General features: G+C 36.7%; 23 protein-coding genes and 1 tRNA gene. 15 read left to right on the forward strand and 9 right to left on the reverse strand.

Annotation, left to right across the window (positions count from 1 at the left end; all coding sequences use genetic code 11):
• Positions 1-56 precede the first annotated feature (56 nt).
• Both ACFYKT_RS16840 and ACFYKT_RS16845 read right to left on the reverse strand, forming a co-directional pair.
• Positions 57-130 (reverse strand) — tRNA-Arg (locus tag ACFYKT_RS16840).
• An 85-nt stretch (positions 131-215) separates the two neighbouring features.
• Positions 216-1,256, reverse strand: coding sequence for an acyltransferase family protein (locus tag ACFYKT_RS16845; RefSeq protein WP_389221991.1), 1,041 nt, complete (start codon positions 1,254-1,256; stop codon positions 216-218).
• Between the two features lie 354 nt (positions 1,257-1,610).
• On the opposite strand from ACFYKT_RS16845, the gene ACFYKT_RS16850 reads away from it, so the two are divergent.
• The 5 genes from ACFYKT_RS16850 to ACFYKT_RS16870 all read left to right on the forward strand — a co-directional run bounded on the left by ACFYKT_RS16850 (position 1,611) and on the right by ACFYKT_RS16870 (position 9,373).
• Complete coding sequence (locus ACFYKT_RS16850; RefSeq protein WP_389221993.1) at positions 1,611-2,624, forward strand: 2-oxoacid:acceptor oxidoreductase family protein; 1,014 nt, start codon at positions 1,611-1,613, stop codon at positions 2,622-2,624.
• Positions 2,624-4,918: a thiamine pyrophosphate-dependent enzyme gene (locus ACFYKT_RS16855; protein ID WP_389221995.1), complete on the forward strand. Its 2,295-nt coding sequence runs from the start codon at positions 2,624-2,626 to the stop codon at positions 4,916-4,918. The genes ACFYKT_RS16850 and ACFYKT_RS16855 overlap by 1 nt, the downstream gene beginning before the upstream one ends.
• A 334-nt stretch (positions 4,919-5,252) precedes the next feature.
• Complete coding sequence (locus ACFYKT_RS16860) at positions 5,253-7,055, forward strand: methyl-accepting chemotaxis protein (protein ID WP_389221997.1); 1,803 nt, start codon at positions 5,253-5,255, stop codon at positions 7,053-7,055.
• A gap of 389 nt (positions 7,056-7,444) precedes the next feature.
• Entirely contained in the window at positions 7,445-8,923 is a 1,479-nt protein-coding gene (locus ACFYKT_RS16865; protein WP_389221999.1) for a PAS domain-containing sensor histidine kinase, read from the forward strand.
• Between the two features lie 192 nt (positions 8,924-9,115).
• Positions 9,116-9,373 (forward strand): aspartyl-phosphate phosphatase Spo0E family protein, encoded by a 258-nt coding sequence (locus tag ACFYKT_RS16870; RefSeq protein WP_389222002.1) that lies wholly within the window; start codon positions 9,116-9,118, stop codon positions 9,371-9,373.
• 224 nt (positions 9,374-9,597) lie between these two features.
• Here ACFYKT_RS16870 and ACFYKT_RS16875 read toward each other — a convergent pair whose 3' ends face one another.
• The gene (locus tag ACFYKT_RS16875; protein ID WP_389222004.1) at positions 9,598-10,329 is read right to left on the reverse strand and encodes a ZIP family metal transporter; all 732 of its coding nucleotides are present in this window, start codon (positions 10,327-10,329) and stop codon (positions 9,598-9,600) included.
• Positions 10,330-11,119: 790 nt separating this feature from the next.
• Here ACFYKT_RS16875 and ACFYKT_RS16880 point away from each other — a divergent pair.
• From ACFYKT_RS16880 to ACFYKT_RS16895, 4 genes are read left to right on the forward strand one after another with little or no spacing between them, the layout of a single operon-like run.
• Positions 11,120-11,941: an electron transfer flavoprotein subunit beta/FixA family protein gene (locus tag ACFYKT_RS16880; RefSeq protein ID WP_389222006.1), complete on the forward strand. Its 822-nt coding sequence runs from the start codon at positions 11,120-11,122 to the stop codon at positions 11,939-11,941.
• A 29-nt stretch (positions 11,942-11,970) separates the two neighbouring features.
• Positions 11,971-12,999 carry an electron transfer flavoprotein subunit alpha/FixB family protein gene (locus ACFYKT_RS16885; RefSeq protein ID WP_389222008.1) on the forward strand — a complete coding sequence of 343 codons (1,029 nt, stop codon included), beginning with the start codon at positions 11,971-11,973 and terminating at the stop codon, positions 12,997-12,999.
• Positions 12,992-14,287 carry an FAD-dependent oxidoreductase gene (locus ACFYKT_RS16890; protein ID WP_389222010.1) on the forward strand — a complete coding sequence of 432 codons (1,296 nt, stop codon included), beginning with the start codon at positions 12,992-12,994 and terminating at the stop codon, positions 14,285-14,287. The genes ACFYKT_RS16885 and ACFYKT_RS16890 overlap by 8 nt, the downstream gene beginning before the upstream one ends.
• Entirely contained in the window at positions 14,287-14,571 is a 285-nt protein-coding gene (locus ACFYKT_RS16895; protein ID WP_053475393.1) for a ferredoxin family protein, read from the forward strand. The genes ACFYKT_RS16890 and ACFYKT_RS16895 overlap by 1 nt, the downstream gene beginning before the upstream one ends.
• Positions 14,572-14,741: 170 nt before the next feature.
• Here ACFYKT_RS16895 and ACFYKT_RS16900 read toward each other — a convergent pair whose 3' ends face one another.
• From ACFYKT_RS16900 to ACFYKT_RS16910, 3 genes are all read right to left on the reverse strand, one after another.
• Positions 14,742-15,086 (reverse strand): hypothetical protein, encoded by a 345-nt coding sequence (locus tag ACFYKT_RS16900; RefSeq protein ID WP_389222012.1) that lies wholly within the window; start codon positions 15,084-15,086, stop codon positions 14,742-14,744.
• A gap of 190 nt (positions 15,087-15,276) precedes the next feature.
• On the reverse strand, positions 15,277-16,509 hold the full coding sequence (locus ACFYKT_RS16905; RefSeq protein ID WP_389222014.1) for an MFS transporter: 1,233 nt from the start codon (positions 16,507-16,509) through the stop codon (positions 15,277-15,279).
• Positions 16,506-18,017 carry an ATP-binding protein gene (locus tag ACFYKT_RS16910; protein ID WP_389222016.1) on the reverse strand — a complete coding sequence of 504 codons (1,512 nt, stop codon included), beginning with the start codon at positions 18,015-18,017 and terminating at the stop codon, positions 16,506-16,508. The genes ACFYKT_RS16905 and ACFYKT_RS16910 overlap by 4 nt, the downstream gene beginning before the upstream one ends.
• Before the next feature lie 164 nt (positions 18,018-18,181).
• On the opposite strand from ACFYKT_RS16910, the gene ACFYKT_RS16915 reads away from it, so the two are divergent.
• The 3 genes from ACFYKT_RS16915 (at position 18,182) to ACFYKT_RS16925 (ending at position 21,792) form a co-directional block, all read left to right on the forward strand.
• Complete coding sequence (locus tag ACFYKT_RS16915; protein ID WP_389222018.1) at positions 18,182-18,619, forward strand: MarR family winged helix-turn-helix transcriptional regulator; 438 nt, start codon at positions 18,182-18,184, stop codon at positions 18,617-18,619.
• A 276-nt stretch (positions 18,620-18,895) separates the two neighbouring features.
• A complete protein-coding gene (locus ACFYKT_RS16920) occupies positions 18,896-20,590 on the forward strand; it encodes a M3 family oligoendopeptidase (RefSeq protein WP_389222020.1) in 1,695 nt (564 codons plus the stop codon).
• Between the two features lie 149 nt (positions 20,591-20,739).
• On the forward strand, positions 20,740-21,792 hold the full coding sequence (locus tag ACFYKT_RS16925) for a YkvI family membrane protein (protein WP_389222022.1): 1,053 nt from the start codon (positions 20,740-20,742) through the stop codon (positions 21,790-21,792).
• Positions 21,793-21,826: 34 nt separating this feature from the next.
• Here the strand turns inward: ACFYKT_RS16925 and ACFYKT_RS16930 are convergent, their stop codons facing one another.
• Both ACFYKT_RS16930 and ACFYKT_RS16935 read right to left on the reverse strand, forming a co-directional pair.
• Positions 21,827-22,522, reverse strand: a complete 696-nt coding sequence (locus ACFYKT_RS16930; RefSeq protein ID WP_389222024.1) for a hypothetical protein — start codon at positions 22,520-22,522, stop codon at positions 21,827-21,829.
• A 139-nt stretch (positions 22,523-22,661) separates the two neighbouring features.
• Positions 22,662-23,273 (reverse strand): CPBP family intramembrane glutamic endopeptidase, encoded by a 612-nt coding sequence (locus tag ACFYKT_RS16935; protein WP_389222026.1) that lies wholly within the window; start codon positions 23,271-23,273, stop codon positions 22,662-22,664.
• A gap of 170 nt (positions 23,274-23,443) precedes the next feature.
• On the opposite strand from ACFYKT_RS16935, the gene ACFYKT_RS16940 reads away from it, so the two are divergent.
• On the forward strand, positions 23,444-23,554 hold the full coding sequence (locus ACFYKT_RS16940) for a DUF6254 family protein (RefSeq protein WP_389222028.1): 111 nt from the start codon (positions 23,444-23,446) through the stop codon (positions 23,552-23,554).
• Positions 23,555-23,656: 102 nt separating this feature from the next.
• Here ACFYKT_RS16940 and ACFYKT_RS16945 read toward each other — a convergent pair whose 3' ends face one another.
• Positions 23,657-23,845 (reverse strand): YkvS family protein, encoded by a 189-nt coding sequence (locus ACFYKT_RS16945; protein ID WP_389222030.1) that lies wholly within the window; start codon positions 23,843-23,845, stop codon positions 23,657-23,659.
• 201 nt (positions 23,846-24,046) lie between these two features.
• Here ACFYKT_RS16945 and ACFYKT_RS16950 point away from each other — a divergent pair, with 201 nt between their 5' ends.
• Complete coding sequence (locus tag ACFYKT_RS16950) at positions 24,047-24,241, forward strand: hypothetical protein (protein ID WP_389222032.1); 195 nt, start codon at positions 24,047-24,049, stop codon at positions 24,239-24,241.
• A gap of 387 nt (positions 24,242-24,628) precedes the next feature.
• On the forward strand, positions 24,629-24,997 hold the full coding sequence (locus ACFYKT_RS16955; RefSeq protein WP_389222034.1) for a cytochrome-c oxidase: 369 nt from the start codon (positions 24,629-24,631) through the stop codon (positions 24,995-24,997).
• The last annotated feature ends 283 nt before the right edge of the window (positions 24,998-25,280 follow it).

The following is a 25,280-nucleotide window of genomic DNA, read 5'->3' on the forward strand; positions in this document are numbered from 1 at the left end:
AAGGCGAATTTTGAAAGGGAATAAAAAAAATCCTTGATATACAAGGATTCTTCAAACGTCCCAGGCGAGATTCGAACTCACGACCTACAGCTTAGGAGGCTGTCGCTCTATCCTGCTGAGCTACTGAGACAACAAAATTTATTATAAACCTATTTTTCTAATCTAGTCAATTATTTCGATTAATGAAAAAAGGACGCGAGAGGCGTCCGTGTAACTTAATTCAATAATTTTTTTCTGTAAAATTGTAAAAGGAATCGAATTTTTAATTTTAATCTTTTCATATTTGACGTTTTTAATTCGATAAGCGGCTGGGCTAAGGAAGTGATAGGTTTGCTTGATAGGAGCAAAGAAAGTATTAAAGATGCACAAGCAAGAATTAGGAAATTTTCAGGCTTTGTAAAGTAATTTTGTAAATCACTTTCCCTGAAAATACGTATGAAAAATCCATGTAATAAATAAACGTAAAGAGTGTTTTTTCCTAAATTAGTAAAGAAGTATTGTTTTCTTGGTACAAGTGAGAAAAAGCTAAATACCATGACCAAGCTTAATATATAGAAGCCCAATCTAGTAAATAGTGCACTTATTGATGTTACTTCCATTTCTGAATAGGTTTTTGATCCGAGAAGCCATTCATAATTAATATCTGGGAATAGATAAAAACCTGCAAAAACAATGGCAAATATACTGATGGCTGCCACTTTTATTTTGGGTTTCAATAGACAGAAAATATGTTCTTTTTTCATATAATAACCAATCAAAAATAATGGGAAAAACACAAAGGTTCTTGATAAGCTTAGTAAACTCGAAAAGGAATCAAAATACCCAATGGCTAATCCGAGTAATATTGCTGCAGAAACGGAATAGACAGCTTTAAACTTTGCGAACAGCAGAATAAAAAGATTCCAGAAAAACAAGCTGATTAGAAACCATAATGACCAATGCGGTGTAAGCGGATCAATTTGGAAGTCAGACTTGCTATATAAAAAGTAGTAAAAAATAGAGTAGATTAATTGAAAAATAATGTATGGCAAAATGAGCTTTTTAACAATTTTGGGCAGATATCCTTTTTGGAGATAACCTTTAGCAAAAAAACCTGAAATGAATATAAAAGCAGGCATATGAAACGTATAAATGACTTTATATAAGGTGGAAATCCATTCATTTTCTGCAGTAAAGGATTGTAATAAGTGGCCAAAAACAACAAAGAAAATCAAAATAAATTTGGCGTTGTCAAAGTAAAAATTACGTTCTTTCATAGTTCCTCCTCTATTATAGACCCCCTATAATAGATTCCTTTCTATGCTACTTACCCACATTAACATGAACTAAACAAAAATAAAGTATGAAATAGAAGGAAATTATGGAGAAATGTGGTAATAAGTCGATGCTGTTACTTCTGTTATAATACATAGTTTATCCTGTTATATAATTAGGAATGCGTTTTCATTGTTGATAAGAATGGTGTTTTCCAAGGTTTAAAAAATCTGTTTCAAATTTTCTGTCAAATGTTTGACTTTTGTCACAGCAATAAGCAAATCGTTCACCTACAATAAAAATTGGGGATTGTTTGTTTAATCGATAAAACAGTAAGAAAATTTGGGAGGGAGAATATGTCAATCTTATCAAAGAAAAATGAGCTTGGTTTTTTTGAAATTAGATTGGAATCGATTGGCGGATTGGGGGCAAATTTAGCTGGGAAAATGCTAGCTGAGGCTGGTGTACTTGGACTTGGTTTAAATGGATCGAACTTTTCATCATACGGTTCAGAAAAGAAAGGGTCTCCAGTTAAAAGCTTTATCCGTTTTTGCGATCCTGATGTGGAAATTCGTGCGCATAGTCCAATTGAACAGCCGCATATTGTGGGCGTATTTCATGAAGCATTATATAAAACGGTTGATGTCGTTAGTGGATTAACACCAGATGGCATATTATTAGTCAATTCAATTCGTGATTTTGATGAAATAAAGAATGATTTAAGACTTGAATACGGGACATTAGCCATTGTTGATGCCTTGCAAATTGCAGTTGAGGAAAAGACAAAAGTAAATACGGCTATGCTTGGTGCATTATTCCGGATTTGCGACTTTCTAGATCCTGAGTCGATGAAGAATATCATACGTAAAACTTTTGAAAAAAAATATCCTCATTTAGTAGAACCAAATATCCGGACATTTGAACGGGGATATAATGAAGTACAATTTAAAACCTATGAAACGCCTGATCAAGCAGAAGGGAAAGCTTTTTCTAGACCAATGCCTCTCCTTGGATATGAAACACAGGAAATTGGCGGAGTCCTTACTACACAGGCAAATAGTATTCTAAAAGACCTTAGTGGATCTAGACAAGGTTTTCTTCCTAAGTTTGAAATCGAACAATGCATTAACTGTGCGGCCTGTGACACGGTATGTCCAGATTTATGCTTTGTCTGGGAAGAAGGCGAGGATAAACGGGGCCGGAAGCAAATGTTCCTTAAAGGAATTGATTATCAATATTGTAAGGGCTGTTTAAAATGTGTTGAGGCATGTCCAACAACCGCATTGAGTGACTTGCGAGAAACAATTGGCTATGCTGAATCGAATCGTGTAAAGCATAACTTTCCTTATATAGCAGGAGGGGTCTCATAATGGCAATGGTAGAAGAGAATTTGAAAGTTATAAATAAAGCAGAGCAGCTGACTACATTTGAAAGCGGAAATGAAATGGCTGCGATGGCTGCTGGACAAATCAATTATCATATTATGGGCTATTTCCCAATTACCCCATCCACAGAAGTTGCCCAATATTTAGACCAGATGAAAGCACGTGGGGAACATGATATTAAATTGATCCCAGCAGATGGGGAACATGGTTCAGCAGGAATATGTTATGGGGCTGCTGCAACTGGTGCAAGGGTATTTAACGCAACAAGTGCAAATGGGTTCATGTATATGCTTGAACAAATGCCAGTTCAAGCTGGAACTCGTTTTCCTATGGTCATGAATCTTGTGACACGTGCAGTGAGTGGACCATTAGATATTCGCGGAGACCATTCGGATTTGTACTATGCCCTCAATACGGGCTGGGTTATTCTAACAGCTAGAACACCACAAGCGGTTTATGATATGAATATCATGGCTCTGAAAATTGCCGAGCACTCAAAAGTACGCTTACCTGTCATTGTTGCGTATGATGGATTTTTCACTTCACATCAAAAGCGTAAGGTGAATTATTTTAAGGATCGCAAAGTTGTTCAAACGTTTGTAGGGGATTGTCCAACAGACTATAATTTTGCTCGTGATCCGAAAAAGCCTGTAACAATCGGTGCCCATATGAATGGTGAAGATTTAATGAATAATCATTTCCAACAGTCTGAGGCCATGTATGCGGCAGGCGATATTTTTCAAGAAGTGGCAAGTGAATATGCAGAGTTGTCAGGACGTGATTATCCTGTTCTTGATTTATATGGAATGGATGATGCGGAAGTTGCTCTATTCTTATTAAATTCAGCTGCAGAAACGGCAAAAGATGTTGTTGATGATTTAAGAGCAAAAGGGATTAAAGCGGGAGTTATCAGTCCTAATATTATTCGTCCATTCCCAGCAAAAGAAATCCGCAAAGCTTTAAAAAATGTCAAAGCATTGCTTATCGGTGAAAGAGCGGATTCTTATGGCGGTAATGGTCCTAATCTAACACATGAAGTAAAGTCGGCCCTTCAGGACGATAAAGAAAATAAAACAATCGTCTTAAGCCGTGTATTTGGTCTCGGAGGAAAAGATTTTTACGCGGATGATGCTGAGTATTTCTTTACTGCTGCTATAGAGGCTATGGAAACAGGTTATGCTGTGAAGCCATTTGACTATTATGGCCATGTCCCTGGTGATAAAGAGAAGATTCTTAAACCTGTGATTACACCACAGCATGGAGATGTGTATAATTCTGGCCTGATTCATGTTGAAAAGGATCCTGAAACAAATAAACTGAAAGTAAAGATTCCGCCATTACGCTCATTAACTTCAAAACCAAAACGAATTGCCTCAGGGCATGGGGCATGTCCGGGCTGTGGAATATTTACTGGGCTTGAGCTATTCTTTAAGGGAATTGAAGGTGATGTTGTTGTTTTGTACCAAACAGGCTGTGCTTACGTAACAACAACCTCCTATCCATATTCATCACATAAGCAAACGATGATTCACAACCTATTCCAAAATGGTGCCGCTACCCTGTCAGGAACGGTTGAAGCCTTTTTTGAATTAAAAGAACGTGGAGAAATTGATGTTTCCGATGATGCGACATTTGTTATGATCACTGGTGATGGTGGAATGGATATCGGGATGGGCTCGGCGATTGGAACGGCGTTAAGAAATCATAAACTAATCATGTTAGAGTATGATAATGAAGGTTATATGAATACAGGCTCGCAAATGTCCTATTCTACACCAAAAGGGCATATGACGAGCACGAGTAATGTCGGTAAAACACAAAAAGGAAAAGGGTTTCACCATAAGGACACAGCGCAAATTATGGCTGCAACAAACATCCCTTATGTATTTACTGGTGTGGAGGCTTTCCCACAAGATTTAATTAAGAAAGCGGCCAAGGCACAATGGTATGCTCAGAACGTCGGTACAGTTTATGGGAAAATTCTTATTACTTGTCCACTAAACTGGAAATCAGAGGATCGTTATGGAGAGAAAATTCTTGAAGCGGCTGTAAATACATGTTTCTTCCCGCTATATGAGGTTGAAGAAGGAATAACAACCATAACTTATAACCCAGATGAGAAAAAGAAAAGAGTATCACTGCCAGAATGGCTGAAGTATATGGGGAAAACAAAACATTTGCTGAAAGAAGAAAATAGCGACTTGCTAGCAGAATTAGAGGAAGAAATTGAACATAGATGGCAGCGGATTCTAGCAAAACATGAAAATCCATATCTATAAACTAAATAAAACAGGAAAAAAGACAGAGTACTTGTACTTTGTCTTTTTTTGTGAAAAATAAGCAGTCGTTCTGATTGTTAAACAATCCTAACCCTATATGTACGAAGGAATAATCAGCACAATGAAAAGAGGCAAACCGAATAACTACATACTTCGTAGTAGGCAGATACTCATGAATATTTTTTAAATTCTTGCTAAAAAACAATGATTCCCTTCAAAAGTATAATTGATTGAATTATAATAAGATAATAAATTAATATAAAAGTTTCATATCTTTACATAATTAGTACTATTAAACGACAATTTGCTCAATCAAAAAAGGGGAGGGGAAAGGATGAAAGGTATAAAAAGGAAAAGGGTTAAGAAAGCAGAAAAAGAAAAGAAGATCAAAAAGGTAAAAGGTTTAAATCCTAATTTGCTTACTTCCTTAACGAAATTAACTATATGGAAAAAATTAAAGCTAGGGCAGAAATATGGTGTGGCCTTATTTATAACTATTGGTCTTTTTTCTATATCTACAATTATCACTTTTGTATTATTAAGCAGTGCGAATTCGAAAATGGAATCAGTTGAAGAAACTGGTGATAAAGCAATTAAGATTTCAGAAGCTACTGCTATTTTTCATTATAAGGGCAGTACGATTGGGAACTTTATAATTGATTCTAATCCAAAGCATTTAAAAAGTTTTGATGAATTGACGAAACAGTTTGATGTATTAAAGAAGGAAATAACCCCATCATTAAAAACTTCGGAAACAAAGACATTATTAAATGAAATTAGTGAGAATGATAGTGAGATTAATCGGATTTTTTATGAAATTATCGAGCCACAGGTGAAATTGCATCATGTGAGAGAATATCGACTTGGTAAGCTTCAAGCTGATGATGCAATAGCTGAAACAGTTGTGAAATTAGAGTCTTTAAGTGATACCTTGAAATCGGAACAAGCAGATGCAGTAAGTTCTGCGAAATCCAGACTGATTCTTACATTAATTGTATTAGGTGTATCCATTATCATTTCTGCCACATTGGGTATCGTATGCATCTTATTCATTGGAAGAATTATCTCTAATAAACTTGGCCAAATTGTTCATCTTTCGAATGAAATTGCTGGCGGCAATTTAAATGTGGATGAAGTTGAATATGATGGAAATGATGAAATCGCTGAATTAAGCAGAGCAACAAATTCGATGAAAGAAAGACTGCAATCTATGATTCAAGAAATATCAGCCGTTTCTAATTACGTAACAGAAAAGAGTGGAGAATTAAATATTGCTGCTAATGAAGTAAGAGCTGCTAGTCAGCAAGGTGCATCAACTATGCAGGAGCTTTCAAGTGGGGCTGAGGATCAGGCTGGTGCTACAACTGAGTTAGCAAGAATGATGGATGATTACTTGATAAAGGTAGAAGGAGCAACAAAAAGTGGAATTATGATTAAAACAGCTTCAAATGAAGTGCTTTCTATGACAAAATCTGGTGATACTCTCATGAGAGAGTCACAACAGCAAATGGCTGTCATTAATGAAATAATGAAAACATCTGTTCATCGTGTGAATGGACTAGACGAACAGACTCAGCAAATTACTAAGCTTGTTCAAGTAATACATGATATTGCCAATCAGACTAACTTGCTTGCTTTAAATGCTGCAATTGAAGCTGCCCGAGCTGGGGAACATGGAAAGGGATTTGCGGTCGTAGCAGATGAAGTACGTAAACTTGCTGAGAAAGTTTCCATATCGGTATCAGATATTACAACAATTGTAAAAGGAATCCAAACAGAATCTAATAATGTTGTTTCTTCTTTACAAACAGGCTATTCTCAAGTTGAAAAAGGAACCGAGCAAATTCAACTTACAGGAGAAACATTCCAAAAGATTTATCAAGCGGTTAATATGATGTCAAATAATATAAATGACATCTCGACTAACCTCGATCAAGTGTCGAAAAGCTCAACATTAATGAATCAATCAATTGAAAATATAGCAGCCGTATCAGAAGAATCCGCTGCTGGAATTGAGCAAACAAGCGCTGCAATGACACAGACGAATCATTCAATGGAAGAGATCTCTGACAATGCACAATCCTTGTCAGAACTTGCTGATCAATTGAATTTGATGATTGCTAAATTCAATTTATAATCTTTACTAAAGGTTCTTTCAAAAAAGTTGTTGATTGGAGCGGAAGGTGCGAGACTCCTGCGGGAGAAGTGGGACAGGTGAGACCCCACAGGCGCTTTAGCGTCGAGGAGGCTCAGCGCCCACCCCGCGGAAAGGGAGCATCCTGAAGCGGAAATCAACCTCTACTAATAAATGTTTCATTAGCAACAATGTTTGCGAAGATAGCCTTACAAATAAACTCAGGTGCCTAAAAAAAATTTAGGTGCCTCTTTCTGTTGTTGTTCACACACCTTCCATCTTTATTTTATATTTATAAGAATGTAGATTTAAAAGCTTGTTTTTGGAGAAGGGTTTTAGGCAAATTTTGTAGAAATAGTCAATAATGTAAATCCCATTAGGAGGGAAGATCAATGACTTTGAATAAGGGAATACTGTTAAACGACTATTCGGAAGATACTTTTGCAAAAGAAAAGCATTTAAATGAAAAAATTAATAAAGATTTATATAAAGATTTATTCATAGAAGCTCTAGAAGGGATTGTTTTTTGGTCGGGCAGAGGAGAGATTGTCAAGGCGAATGAAGCAGCTTGCCGAATCTTTGAATGCAGTCATGAAGTGCTTGTAACAAAGAACCTTGGGGATTTTGTCCTTGTGAAAGATTCTAATTATAAACAGATCGTTAATCAACTATTTGAAAATGGTTCAATTAGAAATGAGCTTGTATTCTTAATGCCAAATGGGCAGGAAAAGTCACTTGAATTTACATCTAAGTTACATTCTGTAGATAATTTTCATATGACGATCTTTCGTAATGTTACTGACCGCCATCGAATGGAAAAGGAGTTAAGAGAAAGTGAGTTGAAATTCCGTAAAGTATTTGAAGGTGCATTGGAAGGGATGATCCTATTAAATACAGAGTATAAAGTGGTGGATATTAACCATGCTGGTGAAGAGATGTTTAATATTTCAAAGTCAAATTTGATTGGTCAATCTTTAATTGATATTCTTATGGAATTTAAATTGAATCACGAAGATGTGATGCAAAATGTTGAAAGTCTAAGGGAAAATGGTCATTTAAATGGAACTTATCAAATTAATTCGTTTTCTGGAAAAAGAAGATCGATAGAATTCTCAGCAAAATATAATGTTTTTTCAAAACTAAGCCTTGTAACTTTCAAGGATATCACTGAAAAATTGGAAATGGAGGAGCAGCTCAAAAAATCAGATACATTAAATGTAGTTGGGGAGCTGGCAGCCGGAATTGCCCATGAAATCCGTAATCCAATGACAGCATTAAAAGGATTCATCCAATTATTAGAGGATAGTATTCAAGAGGATCACTCTATGTATTTTAATATTATTACTTCTGAATTAATGAGAATAGATTCAATCATTAATGAATTTCTAATTCTTGCAAAGCCACAATTAGTAGAGTATATCGATAAGGATATAACTAAAATAATGAAAGAAACCGTAGAATTTCTAACTGCTCAAGCAGTATTACATAATGTTCAAATTCGCACTTGTTATGAAAATGGATTGCCGAATGTCTTCTGCGAACCAAACCAAATGAAAAAAGTATTTATTAACTTGATAAAAAATGCAATCGAAGTCATGCCAAAGGGAGGATTAATTACTGTTTCAATGGAATTAACTGCTGATAATCGAATACATATTTCGATTCAGGATGAGGGGGAGGGAATACCTGAGGATATGCTTACGAAGCTTGGTCAGCCCTTTTACACAACGAAGGAAAAGGGAACGGGATTAGGATTAATGGTTACTTACAAAATTATTGAAGAACATAATGGATCAATCACCGTTGAAAGTGAATTGGGTGTTGGAACTATATTTCATATTTATTTGCCATTTGAAAAATATCGAGTATAGAAAGCTGAAGAACCTTGTCAGTTCATGTTAAAAAAGGAATTTTTGCTATTTAGGATGGTGTCGAATCATTTAATTTTAGGAGAAGTTTGTCTAATTTTGCGAATCTATTTACATTTATTGAAATTCTTGTAATAATGCTTCAAGTAGCATGATTTTAGAGATAAGAGTAAAGGATTGGATGGAGGAAAGAAGATGGGGGAGCAGGGCCAAAAAATATTAATCCAAATTCAAGAAAAAAGAGAAAGAATGATAGATTCTGCAAAAGAACATGGTTATACAAGTGATAGCACAATCCGTTGCAGTGAAGAACTTGATCAATTGATTTATGAATATCAGCGTGAAAGACAAAAAGATAAAAAGCAAAAGAAGAAGGTTCATTTCTCATGTAAGCATATATTTATGAATTGGCACCACAAAAAAATGGAAGTAAAATATTATGTACATTCATAATATAAGCTCTGTCTACTTTCCAAAAAAATCCCTAAGGCGTAATAAATTATGCCTTAGGGATTTTTTTTATTGTCTAGCGCAAGCGTCCTATCGCCTATCAAACTTCAGGTCTCCTCCGCAACGATTGCGTCAACATCGGCTTTCTCACTCTCACCGTGTTTCCTTTATCGCTGTCGTTGTCCCTTCCAGTTTGTACGGCGATGATCAAGGCGCTTGCGCTTTTTTTAGAAGATATCAATAAGGAAGATCATGAATAAAAGTCCAATGATGAATGAATAAGTTGCAGTCCTTTCATTCCCGTCCCCATGACTTTCAGGGATTAGTTCCTTATAAATAATAAATAGCATAGCTCCTGCTGCAAAGGAAAGTCCATATGGTACTAAAAAGTCTACATAGGAGGTTAAATAGTAACCCAATAAACCTGTTACTATTTCAATAGCTCCTGTCAAAGTCGCAATAATAAAGGCAGTAAATTTATTAATCTTTTGATTTATTAGGAACAGAGCAACGAGAAAGCCTTCAGGTGCATTCTGGAGACCGATAGCAAACGCAATTAAATTACCGGTGTCTTCAGTGTTTGAAGCATAACTTACTCCAACAGAAAGCCCCTCGGGGATATTATGAAGTGTGATTGCAGCAATGATCAGCATTGCCTTTTCATCAAACTCAATCCCTTTTTTCGAGTGTTGCAGGTCGATGTGAGGTATATTTTTTTCAAGAAGTGTGAGAGTTAATACACCAAGAAAAACCCCAACTGTCAGTTGAACAAATCCACCATTATTTAATGCTTCTGGAATGAGTCCCATTGTCGAGGCAGCCATCATAATCCCAGCAGTAAAGGCTAATAAAATATCACGCCATCTATGGGTAACGGAACCAGACATAAAGAGGATAACTAAAGCGCCAAGACCAGTTGAAAGGGCTGAGAGAACGCTGCCGATGATTACTTCACTCATTTTTTTCCCTCATTTCTATTTGTAACATTATTATAAGAGTGAAATTCCAATGAGACAAACAATAAATATCATTTTAAAAGAAAAAGAATACAATTATGTGATTTTTATCATAGTTACAACGATAGTTTCCTAATAGAATTAAACAATAAATGAATAACTTCCTGTTATTATCATCATTGTTTATACTTCGTTAATAGCTGCTTAGCTTCCGCAAACGTATTTTATTTTATACAGAATCTTTATATAGGTTCCGATAAAATCTTCATGAAATTCTTTTTTGTATTCTTACTCACCAAGAAAAACCTCATTTCTGCTAGTTTATCACTATATTTATGCTTTAATAAGTAAAAATTTGAATAGGTTTAGTCCAATTTAGTTCAAAAAATAACAATGGTTTGAATTGTTAGTACTATGCTTGTGTTGCGAAACATATATCGTAATACACAGCAATTTTACATAATAGTAAGCGTTTTCAAAGGGCGGTGTTAATTAGATAAGGCTTTTTTTATAAAGATTGGTTGATTGGAGCGGAAGGTGCGAGACTCCTGCGGGAGGAGTGGGACAGGTGAGACCCCACAGGAGCCTTGTGCTCCGAGGAGGCTCACCGCCCACCCCGCGGTTCGCTGAGTACCTGGAGCGGAAATCAACCTCTACCCACTACTTTTTCATTAGCAACAAAGAATAAGAAAGCAGCTTAGATAAAAACCTTTCTAGTTTGAACAGAGAAATAAACAAATTAGCCTGTATTTAGAAGGTTGAATGCATTTCTAATAAGGAGGGAAAATCATCTATGCACATTGTCGTTTGTGTCAAGCAAGTACCAGATACAAAAATAATCAAAATTAATCCGAAGACAAACACACTTGACCGAAGAAGTGCTCCAGCAATTTTGAATCCATATGATGCACATGCGGTACAAGAAGCAGTAAAGATCAAAAAAATGGTTGGCGGAGGTACGATATCCGTTCTATCAATGGGGCCACCCCAAGCAACTGCAGTCATCAAAAAAAGCATAGAAATTGGAGCAGATAAAGGATATCTAATCTCTGACAGAGCATTTGCGGGGGCAGATACCTTAGCGACAAGCTATGCTTTATCCAAAGCACTCGAAAGGATAGGGAAAGAGGAGCCAGTGGATCTCGTTATTTGTGGGCTACACGCTATCGATGGAGATACTGGGCAAGTCGGACCAGGCATAGCAAGAAGAATGGATATTCCGCCAATTACGAATGTCATTGAAGTGGCAGAGTTTAATGAAAAGGAAAAGACCATACTCCTAAAGCGAAAATTAGCGAATGGCTATCAATTAATTCAAGCAAATTACCCGTGCCTGTTGACTGTAGGAAAAGAAATTAATGAGATCGAATATTCACCAATGCCCAATATGATTAAGGCAGCAAGATATGAACCAGTTATTTGGTCGGTAAATGATCTTGAAAATGTCAATCGTCCACAATTAGGCCTAAAAGGTTCACCAACAATTGTTGGGAAAATGTTTACTCCTCCGAAACCAGATGGCGGTATAAAGCTGGAAGGAAATTCAGACGAACAAGTGGAACAGCTAATGAATCTGTTAAGTGATAAAAGAGAATTATTTTTTTCAACACATTAATTGAATCATGCGTATTAGGAGGGGTCTACATGATGGAAGAACACCGTGGGGTGTGGGTATTTATTGAGCAAAATGATGGAGAAATTGAAGGGGTCTCTCTAGAGCTTTTGGGCGCTGGCAGGAATCTTGCTGATAAACTGGAAGTTCCTCTAGCTGGGGTTTTATTAGGTACTAATGTGAAATCACTCTGTCCCGAAGTTATCGCTTATGGGGCTGATGAAGTATATATTGTAGATCACCCTGTGATGAAGGATTATCGTACGGAGTCCTATATGAAAGGAATTATGCTACTTGCTGAAAAATATAAGCCGGAAATTTTCCTTTATGGTGCAACACCAAATGGAAAGGATCTGGCAAGTGCAGTAGCGACAGATCTAAGTACTGGATTAACAGCAGATACAACTATGCTAGATGTTGATTTAGAAAAGAGATTGCTTGAAGCGAGCCGTCCCGCATTTGGCGGAAATATCATGGCAACGATTTTGTGTAAAAAACACCGCCCGCAGATGGCAACAGTAAGACCTAAGGTAATGAAAGCACTTGAACGTGATAGTAGCAGAACAGGGAAAATAATTGAAGAACAAATATCATTAAATGAAGAAGATATGCGGACAAAAGTACTTAAAGTTGTGAAGGATGTCACAAAAAAAGCAAGCCTAGCTGATGCACATGTAGTTGTTGCTGGCGGCAAAGGGATGGGCGATTTGCAAGGATTTCAGCTTATCCATGAGTTGGCTGAAACAATTGGAGCGAGTGTCGGAGGGACAAGGGATGTTGTTGAAGCAGGCTGGCTGCCACATGAGCTTCAAGTTGGGCAGACAGGTGAGACGATTACGCCAAAAGTTTATTTTGCAATTGGGATTTCTGGGGCGATTCAGCATGTAGTTGGAATGAAGAATTCTGAATTCATCATTGCTATAAATAAAGACCCAAATGCTCCGATATTTGATGTTGCTACTTATGGGATTGTTGGCGATGCAATGGAAATAGTCCCTAAGTTAATTGAACAGTTTAAGGAGCTGCGTAAAGAAAAGGGTGGTGAAGTAAGTTATGTCTGAGAAATTTGATGTCATTGTAGTTGGTGCAGGGCCAGCCGGAACCTCTTGTGCATATACATGTGCACAAAATGGCTTAAAAGTTTTACAGATCGAAAGAGGAGAATATCCTGGCTGTAAAAATGTAATGGGTGGGGTACTTTACCGTCAGCAAATGGAAGAGATTATTCCAGAGTTTTGGAAAGAAGCCCCACTTGAAAGGCCAGTAATTGAACAGAGATTTTGGATGATGGATAAAGAATCAGTTGTCACCTTTGGTTATAAAGGTCTTGAATGGGGAGTAGAGCCATATAATAACTTTACAGTACTCCGCGCACCATTTGACCAATGGTTTGCCAAAAAAGGCGTTGAACAAGGTGTATTATTAATCACTGAAACAGTTGTCCTTGAGTGTATTGTGGAAAACGGCAAAGTGATTGGAGTTCGAACGGACCGTCCTGATGGGGATATATATGCAGATGTGGTTGTGTTAGCGGACGGAGTTAACTCCCTCCTTGGAAAGCAGCTTGGCTATCATAATGAATTCAGGCCAGACGAAGTGGCCCTAACCGTTATGGAAGTCATTAACCTTCCGAAGGAAAAAATTAATGACCGTTTTAATTTAGAAGATAATCAAGGCTGCACAATCGAACTATTTGGGGATTCCACAAAGGGAAATCTCGGAACAGCGTTTATTTATACAAATAAAGAAAGCATAAATATTGGTGTAGGTACCACACTATCAAGCATGATTAAAGCTAAGCTGAAACCTTATGATCTATTAGACTATTTAAAGACACATGCAATGGTTAAACCCTTTCTGGAAGGGGGAGAATCTGCTGAGTATTTAGCTCATCTCATTCCAGAAGGAGGGTATCATTCCGTTCCAAAAGTAGCTGGAAACGGTGTGGTATTGGTTGGGGATGCAGCACAGCTTGTGAACGCAATCCATAGGGAAGGATCTAATATGGCTATGGCTTCAGGGAAAATGGCGGCTGAAACCATTGTTGAAGCAAAAAACCGAAATGATTTCAGTGAATCAAGTTTAAACCTCTACAGGGAAAAACTCTATGATAGTTTCATAATTAAAGATCTTGAAAAATATAAAGACGCGGCACATACATTTGAAAATAACCCACAATACTTCAATGACTATGTTCCAATGATGAACAGGGCTGCTAGTAAGTTCTTTACAGTCGATGGAACACCAAAAAGGGAGAAACAAAAACAGATTATGCGCAGTGTGACAGAAGAGAGAGGGAGAATCAAAGTTCTTCAAGATATGTATCGTGCATGGAAGGCGGTGAAATAATGTCCACAAAAACGATTGAAGAAAAACAGTATTTAATCCGTTTTAAGGCAGATAAGAAATCGCATTTAACTGTACTGGATCATGATGTTTGTATGACCCAATGTCCTGATAAAATTTGTACTATTTTCTGTCCAGCTGAAGTATATAAGTGGGAAGGGCTAAGAATGCAAGTTGGGTATGAAGGCTGTCATGAATGTGGCAGCTGCCGAATTGGCTGTCCTTATCAGAATATTAAATGGGAGTACCCAAAAGGCGGACATGGAATTGTCTTTAGGCTAGCATAAGTAAGTAGTAATGATCATTTTAGAGACGGTGCGTGAATTTAGGCATCGTCTTTTTACTTTTTAAAAACAATGGAATTTGATTGGCTTATGTGGGAGGGAAAGTCCTATATGTATGTTATTTCACAAAAGGGAGCAAAAAGAGGAAAGCTTTAAAAGGGGATGTAATGAAGTCAACTAACATTTTCTCGAATATTCAAAGGGTATAATTGATCTTCTTTCCCATATTTCTCTATATTTTTTGCATGATTGTATGCCTGATGGAAACAATCAAAGTTTAATGATGTATAGCATGTATTATTCCATGAAAAGCTGCCACTCATATCAGATGGGTAGATGGTAACTTTCCACGAATAAAACTCTTTCTCTATATCCTTGAGCTCGCCTACAAGAGCAATAAGCCAGTGAGAGTGATTAGCATGCTCATATGCTGTTAACTCTTTAAAATGAATAAGGTCATTTGATCCAATGGGGATCAATGCTTTCTGATAAAAATCTTTATAGTTCGGACCATTCATATAATTCCCCCCTAATAATTTTATTTGATTGCTTTATGCGTTGTTTAGCATTCTACCTCTATTATATGTCAATAATCGCTAAAACTTCGATTAAAATGTTAAAATTTTTTGAAAATTTAAAACTAACCATTTACACATAAAAAGGAGGTGTGCCAATGGGGCAACACCTCCTTTTTGTGGAATAGAATTCTTATGAATTCCATTCGTTTAGTTTTTGATCAGACGGTAGAAGCAATGTTAATAATCCAAGCAAGGGCAAGAAGCCAGTCAGGATCATTGTGTTTGAAATACCAATTAAATCAGCTGAACGGCCGATGGCAATCGAACCGATGGCACCCATCCCAAAAGCAAGTCCAACGGTCAGCCCTGCCATTGTGCCAATTTTTCCTGGTACAAGCTCCTGTGCGTATACAACAGTGACAGAGAAACTCGACATGAGTGTAAAGCCTGCCAATAAAAGTAGGCAAAAGGCAGCAACTGGTGGAACAAATGGAATAAGAATGGTCAATGGTGCCGAAATAATCATCGATAGGAGGATAATAAGCTTCTTTCCAAATCGATCAGCTAAGGGACCACCAAAGAATGTGCCTAGAGCACCAGCAACTAAAAATGTAAATAAAAAGATTTGAGCCTGCTTGATTGTGAAAGAATACGTTTCAATAGTATAAAAAGCATAGTAGTTTGTCATTCCAGAAATATACCAAGAGCGAGCAAAGATTAAAAATAGAATGAGAAACAATGAAAACCATACTGCTTTAGACAATCCCTTTTGCTTGGTTTTACTTTTTCCTTTTTGTTTCATTTTCACTGAATGCTGTAACTTTAGAGTATTCGTATACCAAAAGGCAATATATAGTAGGAGCCCAACTGCAATGGCTGCGACTGCAGTGAACCAGGCTGCGCCAATTTGCCCGAGAGGAACAAGAATTAATGCTGTAATCAGTGGAGCCATTGCTTGCCCGCTGTTTCCGCCAACCTGATAAATGGATTGGGCCAGTCCGCGGCGGGAACCTGCTGCTAAATAGGCAACTCTAGAGCCTTCAGGGTGAAACACAGCTGAGCCAAGCCCAATGAAAAGAACGGAGGCCACAATGAGTTCAAACCTTGGGGCAAGGGATAGTCCTAATACGCCAAACATCGTAAAGGTTAGACCAATAGGTAAAGCAAATGGCATGGGTTTTTTATCTGTAAACATACCAATCACTGGTTGTAAGAGCGAAGAAACGATATTTAAGGCAAATGCAATCAGGCCAAGCTGTGTAAATGAAAGTCCCATTGACTTTTCCAAAATTGGAAACATGGCCGGAATGATTGCCTGGATTGAATCATTTAATAAATGACAAAATCCAATGATAAATAATATTTTATAAGAAGTGTTTCGGCTGTCTGTCATTGTCCGGACTACAGCTGCGGTGTTGCTCATTGTTCAGGACTCCTTTTAATTATGGGGAGAAAGATATCTACTTGTGTTCCTTTATTCACTTTGCTTGTAAGATGAATTTCCCCACCGAATGATTGAATTAACCTTTTGCAAACGACAAGTCCAAGTCCGGTTCCCATTTCTTTAGATGTATAAAAGGGCTGGAATATTTTCTCGATCTCTTCATCAGGTATACCAGTACCAGTATCTGTTATTTTAATTTGGCACTTTGTTGGCAGTACAATAAATTTAATAATTAACTGTCCTCCAGCATGCATGGATTCAAAGGCATTTTTTGTTAAGTTAAGCAATACTTGCTTTAATTGATCTTTTGTACAATCTACAAGGATCGGTATGTCAGGGATAAAAGATTGATACTCAATATTGTTTAAATGGGCTTCAGAGATAATTAAGGGCTCAATTTCGAAAATAATTTTTCGCAAATCGATGATTTCAGTTTTTTGAGCAGTAGGTTTTCCAAGGATAAGGAATTCACCCACGATTTCATTAATGCGGTTGATTTCATCATTTATGACTGAAAAATAGTATTGATCTTCAGTATTTGTATATTTTTCGCTTAATAACTGGACGAGCCCTTTTATTCCAGTTAGAGGATTTCGGATTTCATGGGCAGAACTCGCTGCTAATGTGCCTACTAGTTCTAACTTTTGAAGTTCATTTTCTTTTTGCTCTCTTACAGCTTGTCTTTTAAGCATTAAGTACTTAATGAAAAGGAAAAGGATATGGAAAATAAAAATGATTTGAATAATGACGATTATCGCACGTTTGATCATTTCACTAATATCTCTTTTTGGAATTTCAACTTTAATACTCCATGGCAGTCTATCGATGGGTATTGAAATAGAGCGATCATTTGAGAGTTCGCTCGATCCTTTCATATTAATATCCATAATTACTTCCCCATCAGGGTTAGTAATAGAAAGCTTTGTATCAGGGGTTAACAGTCTCATTATATTCTGAACATGATCAACTCGTAAATGAGCAATTAGGATATAAAGGAGTTGCCCATTCTCACTTAAGATAGGCTTTCCAATTCCAATGACCTTTTGCCCATTCGTTAATGTTTCTTGATGATTGGAGATGATTAGGTCCTTTGTTCGATTAATTTCTTTAATGTATTCATTATCGGAAAAATTTACATTCTGCAGGAAAGAGTTAGAACCAGTTATGACTGTTCCATTAGGATCAAGTAAATATATTCCGCCATAACGAGGATCCTTCCAATGTGTTTTAAGCAGTAGTGGCTCAAGTTTGTCAGGTGACTCAATGATGGATTCAGCTGCTAGGGCTATAATATCTAAAGATGTTACTGTTTCTGCAATAAATTGATCCCAGCTTCTTTGGTGAATGGAGGCAATCCAAAGGGCTTCTTCTTTACGCTCTTGGTTATCAACATTCATTGCATCATTTAAATAGTATGAAATCCCAATCAGTGTTGGGAGGATAACAACGATCATGTATAAGAAGAAATTATTATTTAGCTTTTTCATTTCATTAACTCCATTATGTCAGAATAATTCCAAATACAGTATACCATTAATTAGTAAATGACGATTACTTTTAGTTGAAAATTGACATATGCTGCATGTTTTTTTATAATTTACTTAGAATTCAAGATAATTTGATTCATTATTAAAAAAAGGATAGGATAAAAATGGATTCAGAACAAGTTAATCAATCATTGAAATTATTTATTGTGTTGTCCCGTGCCTATCGGGCAATTAATGAAAATGTTAATAAACTTATTCAAACATATGGGCTTAACCCTACGGAATTTGCTGTCATGGAACTTCTTTATCATAAGGGAGAACAGCCGCTGCAGCAAATTGGGGGCAAAATTTTATTAGCAAGTGGAAGCATAACCTATGTAGTCGATAAACTAGAACAAAAAGGACTGCTGAAAAGAGTTGCTTGTCCGAAAGATAGACGAGTAACATATGCCCAAATTACAGAAGAGGGGAAATCCTTTATCGAGGGTGTTTTCCCAGATCATGCTAAGCAGATCCATTCTCTTATGTCTGAACTCTCTGAAGATGAAAAAGCAACAGCTATTCAGTTACTGAAAAAGCTTGGATTGTCACAGTCCAATTAACACGGTTCTCTAGACCGTGTTTTTTTATGTTAAAAAGTTATTTGGTTGAAAAATTTTGACAAAAAAATTGGTTGGAGTGGGAGGTTAACCGCCCACTCCGCGGAAAGCGGGCATCTGGAACGCAAATCTCCCCCTACACTCTACGCTTTCATTCGCAAAAATAGTTGCAACGCCAGCTTAAATAAATAAATTTCAGTGTTCCTAGCAGGAGTTTACTTGTCATTGTCGAAATGCATTAAGTGAGATTTTGAAGGGAATCCAGAAGGGGGAAATGAAATGAGTTTTGATACTTATACATATACTCGGCCGAATATGGACGAGGTGAGCAAGCGTTTTGATGCAGCGATTAAGAATTTTACTGAAGCTTCCTCGGCAGATGCAGAGAATAGTGCAATGAAAGAAATCAATGATATTCGTAATGATATAGGAACGATGTTTAATTTGTGTTATATTCGCCACTCTGTTGATACAAATGATGAGTTCTATAAAGCAGAGCAGGATTATATGGATGAAATTCAGCCAGTCATTGAAGGCTTTGTAACAAAGTATTATGAATCACTTGTGAAATCTGATTTCCGTAGTGAACTTGAAGAAAGGTGGGGAAAACAGTTATTTGCCTTGGCTGATGCTCAATTGAAGGTCTTTTCACCAGAAATTGTCCCTCTTCTTCAAAAGGAAAATAAATTGTCATCTGAGTATACAAAACTGATTGCCTCCGCCAAGATTAATTTCGAAGGGGAAGAGCGCACTCTAGCCCAAATGGAACCATTTGCAGAGTCAACAGACCGTGATGTTAGAAAGCGAGCAAATGAGGCTCGATTCGGCTTTCTAGCTGAGAATGAGAAAGAGCTTGATCGGATTTATGATGAATTGGTTAAAGTTCGTACGGAAATTGCTCATAAATTAGGTTATGAGAATTTCGTAGAGCTTGCTTATCTGCGTATGCAGCGAACAGATTATAACGCATCTATGGTAGCAGCATTCAGAGATCAGGTGAAAGAGTTTATTGTCCCAATTGCGACCAAGCTAAAAGAAAGACAAAGAGAGAGAATTGGTGTAGATAGATTAACTTACTATGATGAAGCCTTTAATTTTAAGACAGGGAACGCTGTGCCAAAAGGAAGTCCTGAATGGATTGTTGAAAATGGCCAATCTATGTATGATGAGCTTTCTAAAGAAACAGGAGAGTTTTTCTCTTATATGAGGGAAGAGAATTTAATGGATCTTGTTGCCAAGAAAGGTAAGGCTGGCGGGGGCTATTGTACGTATATTGAAAACTACAAAGCACCGTTTATCTTCTCTAATTTCAATGGAACTTCAGGAGATATTGATGTTCTTACACATGAGGCAGGACATGCTTTTCAAGTGTATGCCAGCCGCCATTTTGAAATTCCTGAATATAACTGGCCAACCTACGAGGCATGTGAAATCCATTCAATGAGCATGGAATTCTTTACATGGCCATGGATGGAAAAGTTCTTTAAAGAGGATACAGATAAATATAAGTTTTCTCATTTAAGCAGTGCGTTGTTATTCCTTCCATATGGAGTAGCCGTGGATGAATTCCAGCATTGGGTGTACGAGAATCATACTGCGACACCAGCAGAGCGAAAATCAGCATGGAGAGAAATTGAAAAGAAATATATGCCACATAAAGACTATGATGGCAATGAATTCTTGGAGAATGGCGGATTCTGGCAGCGTCAAGCACATATTTATAATTCACCTTTCTATTATATCGATTACACATTAGCGCAAATTTGTGCCTTCCAATTCTGGAAGCTTTCAAGAGAAAACCATGAAGAGGCATGGAAAGATTATTTGCATCTCTGTGGCTTAGGCGGAAGTAAGGCATTTACGGGTCTTGTTGAAGAAGCCAATTTGATTTCTCCGTTTAAAGAGGGTTGTGTTGAGTCTGTAGTTGGAGAAATTGAAAGCTGGTTAAATTCAATCGATGATAAAAGTTTATAAGAAATAAAGGACTGGGATTCTGTCCCCGGTCCTTTTTCTGTGGTTGCAGGGAAAATAAATTTTGGTTGATGTGTTTCTGGTCTGTTTTTAAAAAGCTCGTCTTTGTTTGTCCCTATGCTCATATATTGATAGGGAAGGAGGAGATTCTAGTGAAAACAAACTGGGGAGCAGCCTTGCAAATTGCTGCTGTTTATGTAGGAACAGTTGTAGGGGCTGGTTTTGCAACCGGACGAGAAATTGTAGAGTTTTTTTCTCGGTTTGGATTTATTGGATTAATTTCAATTTTAATGAGTGGATATATATTTATTATTCTAGGATCAAAGGCTATGCGAATAGCTGCTCGTATACAAGCCTCATCCTATCAAGAATTAAATGAATATTTATTTGGAAAGCTATTTGGCACAATTATTAATATACTAATGCTGTTGATGCTGCTTGGTGTGTGTGCTGTAATGTTAGCTGGTGCGGGAGCGGTATTTGAAGAGCAAATGGGACTTTCTAGGGATATTGGAATAATCATAACAATTGGTTTATCCATTGTCGTTATGATTGTGGGAATAAAAGGTTTGTTTGCTGTTAACACTTTTGTAGTTCCAATGATGATTGCCTTTAGCTTCTTGCTTTTGATCATTTCTATTAAGCTTCCTAACTTCACAAAGCAATTATTGTATATTCCATATGCGGAAGATGGGTGGAAGGCTGTTGTTGCACCATTTTCATATGCTGCCCTCAATTTAACTTTAGCTCAAGCTGTTTTAGTCCCAGTAGCAGCGGAAATAAAGGATGATCAGACGATTAAGTGGGGCGGAATACTTGGGGGTGCAGCTTTAACAGTTATCCTTATATCAAGCCATATGACGCTTGTCATGCTTCCGAATCTTGAGGCATTTGAAATTCCGATGGCCGTTATAATGAAAACCATTGCTTCCTCTCTTTTCTGGATTTATGTAATCATCATTTATGGAGAAATATTTACATCTGTTATAGGGAATGTGTTTGGTATTGAACGACAGGTTAGGAAATATGTTTCTATCCCAACGATTGTAACGGTAAGTATTATTTTTGTGATTTGCTATTGGATTAGTTTAATAAATTATGGAACATTATTATCTTATTTGTATCCGCTTTTTGGGTATATCAGTTTAATTTTTATTATTTTGTTATGGATGAAGCCATTTGAAGATGGAAAAGACCCGAAATAGTCCGGGTCTTTTAATCATTGGATTGCTTTCATGCTTATTCGGATTTGCCCTTCAAAATGGATTTTCCCATTTGAAGAAAAGCATCTTTATAGTCTGCATCTGCTTTAGAAAAGATGGTTAGTTTAATTGGTTGTGTTTCATCTTTAATTAGATAGGTAGTTACTAAATCATTATCTTTAGCCGCTTCCATTATTGTAGAATCTTTAAAGAATTCATCACTTGGGGCATTAATTGTTTGGATATCTTCATTTACGGCACCTAGCTGTGACTTTGCTGTTTCTATAACTGAGTCCCATTCGGCATCAGCTGGAAGAAGTTCAATTCGCATGAAATTTTGATCATTTTCTGATAAGTAGAGGACATCTTTGTTCGGCTCCTCAGCTGTCAATTCGTATCCAGGAAGCACATACATAGAATAATCTTGATTGTCACTTTCTGTAAGTAAAGCTGTATCTTCCTTCATTTCGCCGTTTACTTGATATTGAAGGCTTTTTTCAGGGGTACGAACAGTGCTATCTTCGTTTTCTTCCCCATTTCCTTCTTCTGTTTCTATATTGCTGTCATCTTGGTTCGTATCAGTTGTTCCTTCCTGATTTTCTTCTACTTGCCCAATGTTATCTACTGGATCTGATCCATTTGTGCTCTCATCAGTATTCTCGCTAGTACCGCATCCAGAAAGAATCATACCTAATAATCCAGTCATAAGTAACCATTTCGCTAGTTGCTTCATTTTGTTATTCCTCCCGTTGTTTCTAATCATTCATTTAATAAATAGACGCAAACTAATATTCTAGAGTTACATTGCTCGTCCTCTTTGCTTCATACATTAACATTCCTTTAGCACGAAATAAAGGGTCAGTCTTCCTTATTTAATAAAAAGGCAGGATGACAAATAAAAATAAATCAAATATTAAGTGAGAAACAATGACAAGTGGCATGCTCTTTTTCCATGCATATAGAAAGCCCCAGTATAGACCTGCAATTAAAGCTGCAAATGCAAGAATCCAATGTGTGGAATATAAATGTACAGATGCATATAGAAGAGATGAAAGAAGTATGCCCATTGGAATTCTTGTATAGTTTAACATCCTCTTTTGCACAAAACCCCGCCAAAATAATTCCTCTCCAGGGATAATGATCAATAATAGGACGATATAATGCCATAGCATTGTTGGAGAGTAACGTCCATAAAGTTTGGCAATTTCTTTAGTAAAAGGGAGATTTAGCAGTTCAATTAAGTTGTTCCCTAACCAAAATAAACCAAATAGAATAAAACCTGATGTGACCCCATACATAAGGTAAGAAAAAAAGGGTAATTGATCCTCCACTTCCTCATTCAAGATGGAATAGCTAATTAGAAATAAAAGTGAAGCAGTAAAAATATACCAAAAAACGGCTTTATCTTGAAAGGTAAAATACATTAATACATGTGCTAATACTAATCCGATTATAAGACGAAAATCGGTTGTAAGTTTCTTCAACCGTACAAACCCCTTTCTAAAAAATCCTTTGCTATAAGCAGGCAACTCCCACTTTATTTATTCTAACAAAAATAAATCTCGAAAAGGAAGGGAAAAGGGTAATAGGAAAATGTCAAAAATAAAATATCCGAATTTGTAAATGATAAAGAATGAGTGAAAGGGGTGAGAAAGTGACGAGGAATAAGCGTGAAAAAGAGAGAGCGTGGACAGTAAGAAAGCAAGATCAGAATCCACATGGGAAAGTAAAATCGCTTAAAGAGCTTTCGAAGGAAAAGGAGTAGTCCCACATTAAACTTTAGAATGCCAGTGGAAACTTTAAGAAAGCACAAGGCACCATTGGCTGGCGCCTTGTGCTTTTTCTATGAATGCGTTTTCAAGAGCTGTTACATGGGAGCTTCTTTAATAACCTTATAGTTTTTATGATTAACGACAGTTCTTTGTTCGAGTTCAAGATCGCGGTAATTATCCATATAGGATAAATCGACAATAACAGAATTTTCGTTTACTTTTTCAACAACACCTTGTAATCCTTCACGAAATTCAATCACGTTGCCAACCTCTGCTCTCTTCAAATGCCTCTCTCCTTTACTATTTAATGATTACTAACATTTTGCACTAATTTTTATAGTTCGTAAAGAATAATATACACTATTGTATGCTGAATTTTTTGCAAATTCATTTTTTACTGTTTATTATTAAAAATAATGAGGGGTTTACAGCTTGTATAAGTACGTTAGAATTAGAAATAAGTCATACTATGAAGGTGCAGCCATATGAATGAAGATCATATTAAAGAACTATTAGATAAAGTAATGAATGGAGAACTGTCTGAATACCATGTTTCAAAAGAAGAATTCCTGCCTGTACGCAATGTAATCGTACGACGTGAAGATTTCAAAAACTTCAGAGGGATTGCCCAGCGAGGAGGAGGAGTTATATACAAATACATGGAAAAACCAAGAAGTTAATAAAAAAGAAAGAATCTTTTCTAAAAGATTGCTGTTCTTGAGTATGCTTTACAAATGGAGGCCAGTAACAAAAAAATTTGGTTGATTGGAGCGGAAGGTGCGAGACTCCAGCGGGAGTAGTGGGACAGTTGAGACCCCGCAGGCGCTTTTGCGCCGAGGAGGCCGGGCGCCTACCCAGCGGAAAGCGAGCAACCTGGAGCGGAAATCAACCTTCACCAACTTCATTAGCAACAATATTTGCGAAAATAGCCATAAAAGGACACTTGAGAATAATTCAAGTGTCTTTTGTATTTATAAGAAAAATTATGTGATGTCAATTAGTCTAAATAGGCTTTATTACTCATAATTATTACTATTGTATGACATTTGAAGGAAGGAGGGAACAAATTGGGAATTAAACTGATTAAAATATCAACCATCTATTTTGCTATTGGTATATTACTTGGCTATTTTATGTCTATTTCTCATTCTTATGTTTTGACACCTGTCCATGTCCATATTAATCTCTTAGGCTGGACTGCTCTAACATTGGCAGGAATTTTATATCATTTATTTCCAAATTTGGCATCATCAAAGCTCAGTACCTGGCATTTTTGGCTTCATAATATTGGGTTGCCAATAATGATGTTGTCTTTAGCTGGAATTGTTACAACAGGAAATGATGCATTTACTCCAGGTACCGCAATTGGAGCAACATTAACCTGTCTAGGAGTTTTGCTATTTGTTTGGAATGTACTAAAAAATTTGAAAGCATAGAGAAGGAGACACCTGTGGTTGGATAACCTCAGGTGTCTTTTACTTTTTTATCTGAAAATAATTATCAAATTTAACGGATGGGTATTTTTAATTTTCAAAATAGAGGAAAATACTATATATTAATTATAGTGTAATAGTATGACAAATAATCCTACTAGGAGCATTCCTGTTAGAAGGATTTTCGGGGACTTGAACAAAAAAGAGCCCTCTTGGTATGATATGGGGTGTCAAATCGTGGCGAAATGACCCCTAATTTGTTAACCAAGGAGGACTCCATAATGGA

It is taken from the genome of Cytobacillus mangrovibacter (genome assembly GCF_042865275.1).
Lineage (GTDB): Bacteria > Bacillota > Bacilli > Bacillales > Cytobacillaceae > Cytobacillus > Cytobacillus mangrovibacter.

Coding starts and splice junctions, on each gene's coding strand:
- ACFYKT_RS16845 (WP_389221991.1), bottom strand. CDS start 1,256: ATGAAAGAACGTAATTTTTACTTTGACAACGCCAAATTTATTTTGATT.
- ACFYKT_RS16850 (WP_389221993.1), top strand. CDS start 1,611: ATGTCAATCTTATCAAAGAAAAATGAGCTTGGTTTTTTTGAAATTAGA.
- ACFYKT_RS16855 (WP_389221995.1), top strand. CDS start 2,624: ATGGCAATGGTAGAAGAGAATTTGAAAGTTATAAATAAAGCAGAGCAG.
- ACFYKT_RS16860 (WP_389221997.1), top strand. CDS start 5,253: ATGAAAGGTATAAAAAGGAAAAGGGTTAAGAAAGCAGAAAAAGAAAAG.
- ACFYKT_RS16865 (WP_389221999.1), top strand. CDS start 7,445: ATGACTTTGAATAAGGGAATACTGTTAAACGACTATTCGGAAGATACT.
- ACFYKT_RS16870 (WP_389222002.1), top strand. CDS start 9,116: ATGGGGGAGCAGGGCCAAAAAATATTAATCCAAATTCAAGAAAAAAGA.
- ACFYKT_RS16875 (WP_389222004.1), bottom strand. CDS start 10,329: ATGAGTGAAGTAATCATCGGCAGCGTTCTCTCAGCCCTTTCAACTGGT.
- ACFYKT_RS16880 (WP_389222006.1), top strand. CDS start 11,120: ATGCACATTGTCGTTTGTGTCAAGCAAGTACCAGATACAAAAATAATC.
- ACFYKT_RS16885 (WP_389222008.1), top strand. CDS start 11,971: ATGATGGAAGAACACCGTGGGGTGTGGGTATTTATTGAGCAAAATGAT.
- ACFYKT_RS16890 (WP_389222010.1), top strand. CDS start 12,992: ATGTCTGAGAAATTTGATGTCATTGTAGTTGGTGCAGGGCCAGCCGGA.
- ACFYKT_RS16895 (WP_053475393.1), top strand. CDS start 14,287: ATGTCCACAAAAACGATTGAAGAAAAACAGTATTTAATCCGTTTTAAG.
- ACFYKT_RS16900 (WP_389222012.1), bottom strand. CDS start 15,086: ATGAATGGTCCGAACTATAAAGATTTTTATCAGAAAGCATTGATCCCC.
- ACFYKT_RS16905 (WP_389222014.1), bottom strand. CDS start 16,509: ATGAGCAACACCGCAGCTGTAGTCCGGACAATGACAGACAGCCGAAAC.
- ACFYKT_RS16910 (WP_389222016.1), bottom strand. CDS start 18,017: ATGAAAAAGCTAAATAATAATTTCTTCTTATACATGATCGTTGTTATC.
- ACFYKT_RS16915 (WP_389222018.1), top strand. CDS start 18,182: ATGGATTCAGAACAAGTTAATCAATCATTGAAATTATTTATTGTGTTG.
- ACFYKT_RS16920 (WP_389222020.1), top strand. CDS start 18,896: ATGAGTTTTGATACTTATACATATACTCGGCCGAATATGGACGAGGTG.
- ACFYKT_RS16930 (WP_389222024.1), bottom strand. CDS start 22,522: ATGAAGCAACTAGCGAAATGGTTACTTATGACTGGATTATTAGGTATG.
- ACFYKT_RS16950 (WP_389222032.1), top strand. CDS start 24,047: ATGAATGAAGATCATATTAAAGAACTATTAGATAAAGTAATGAATGGA.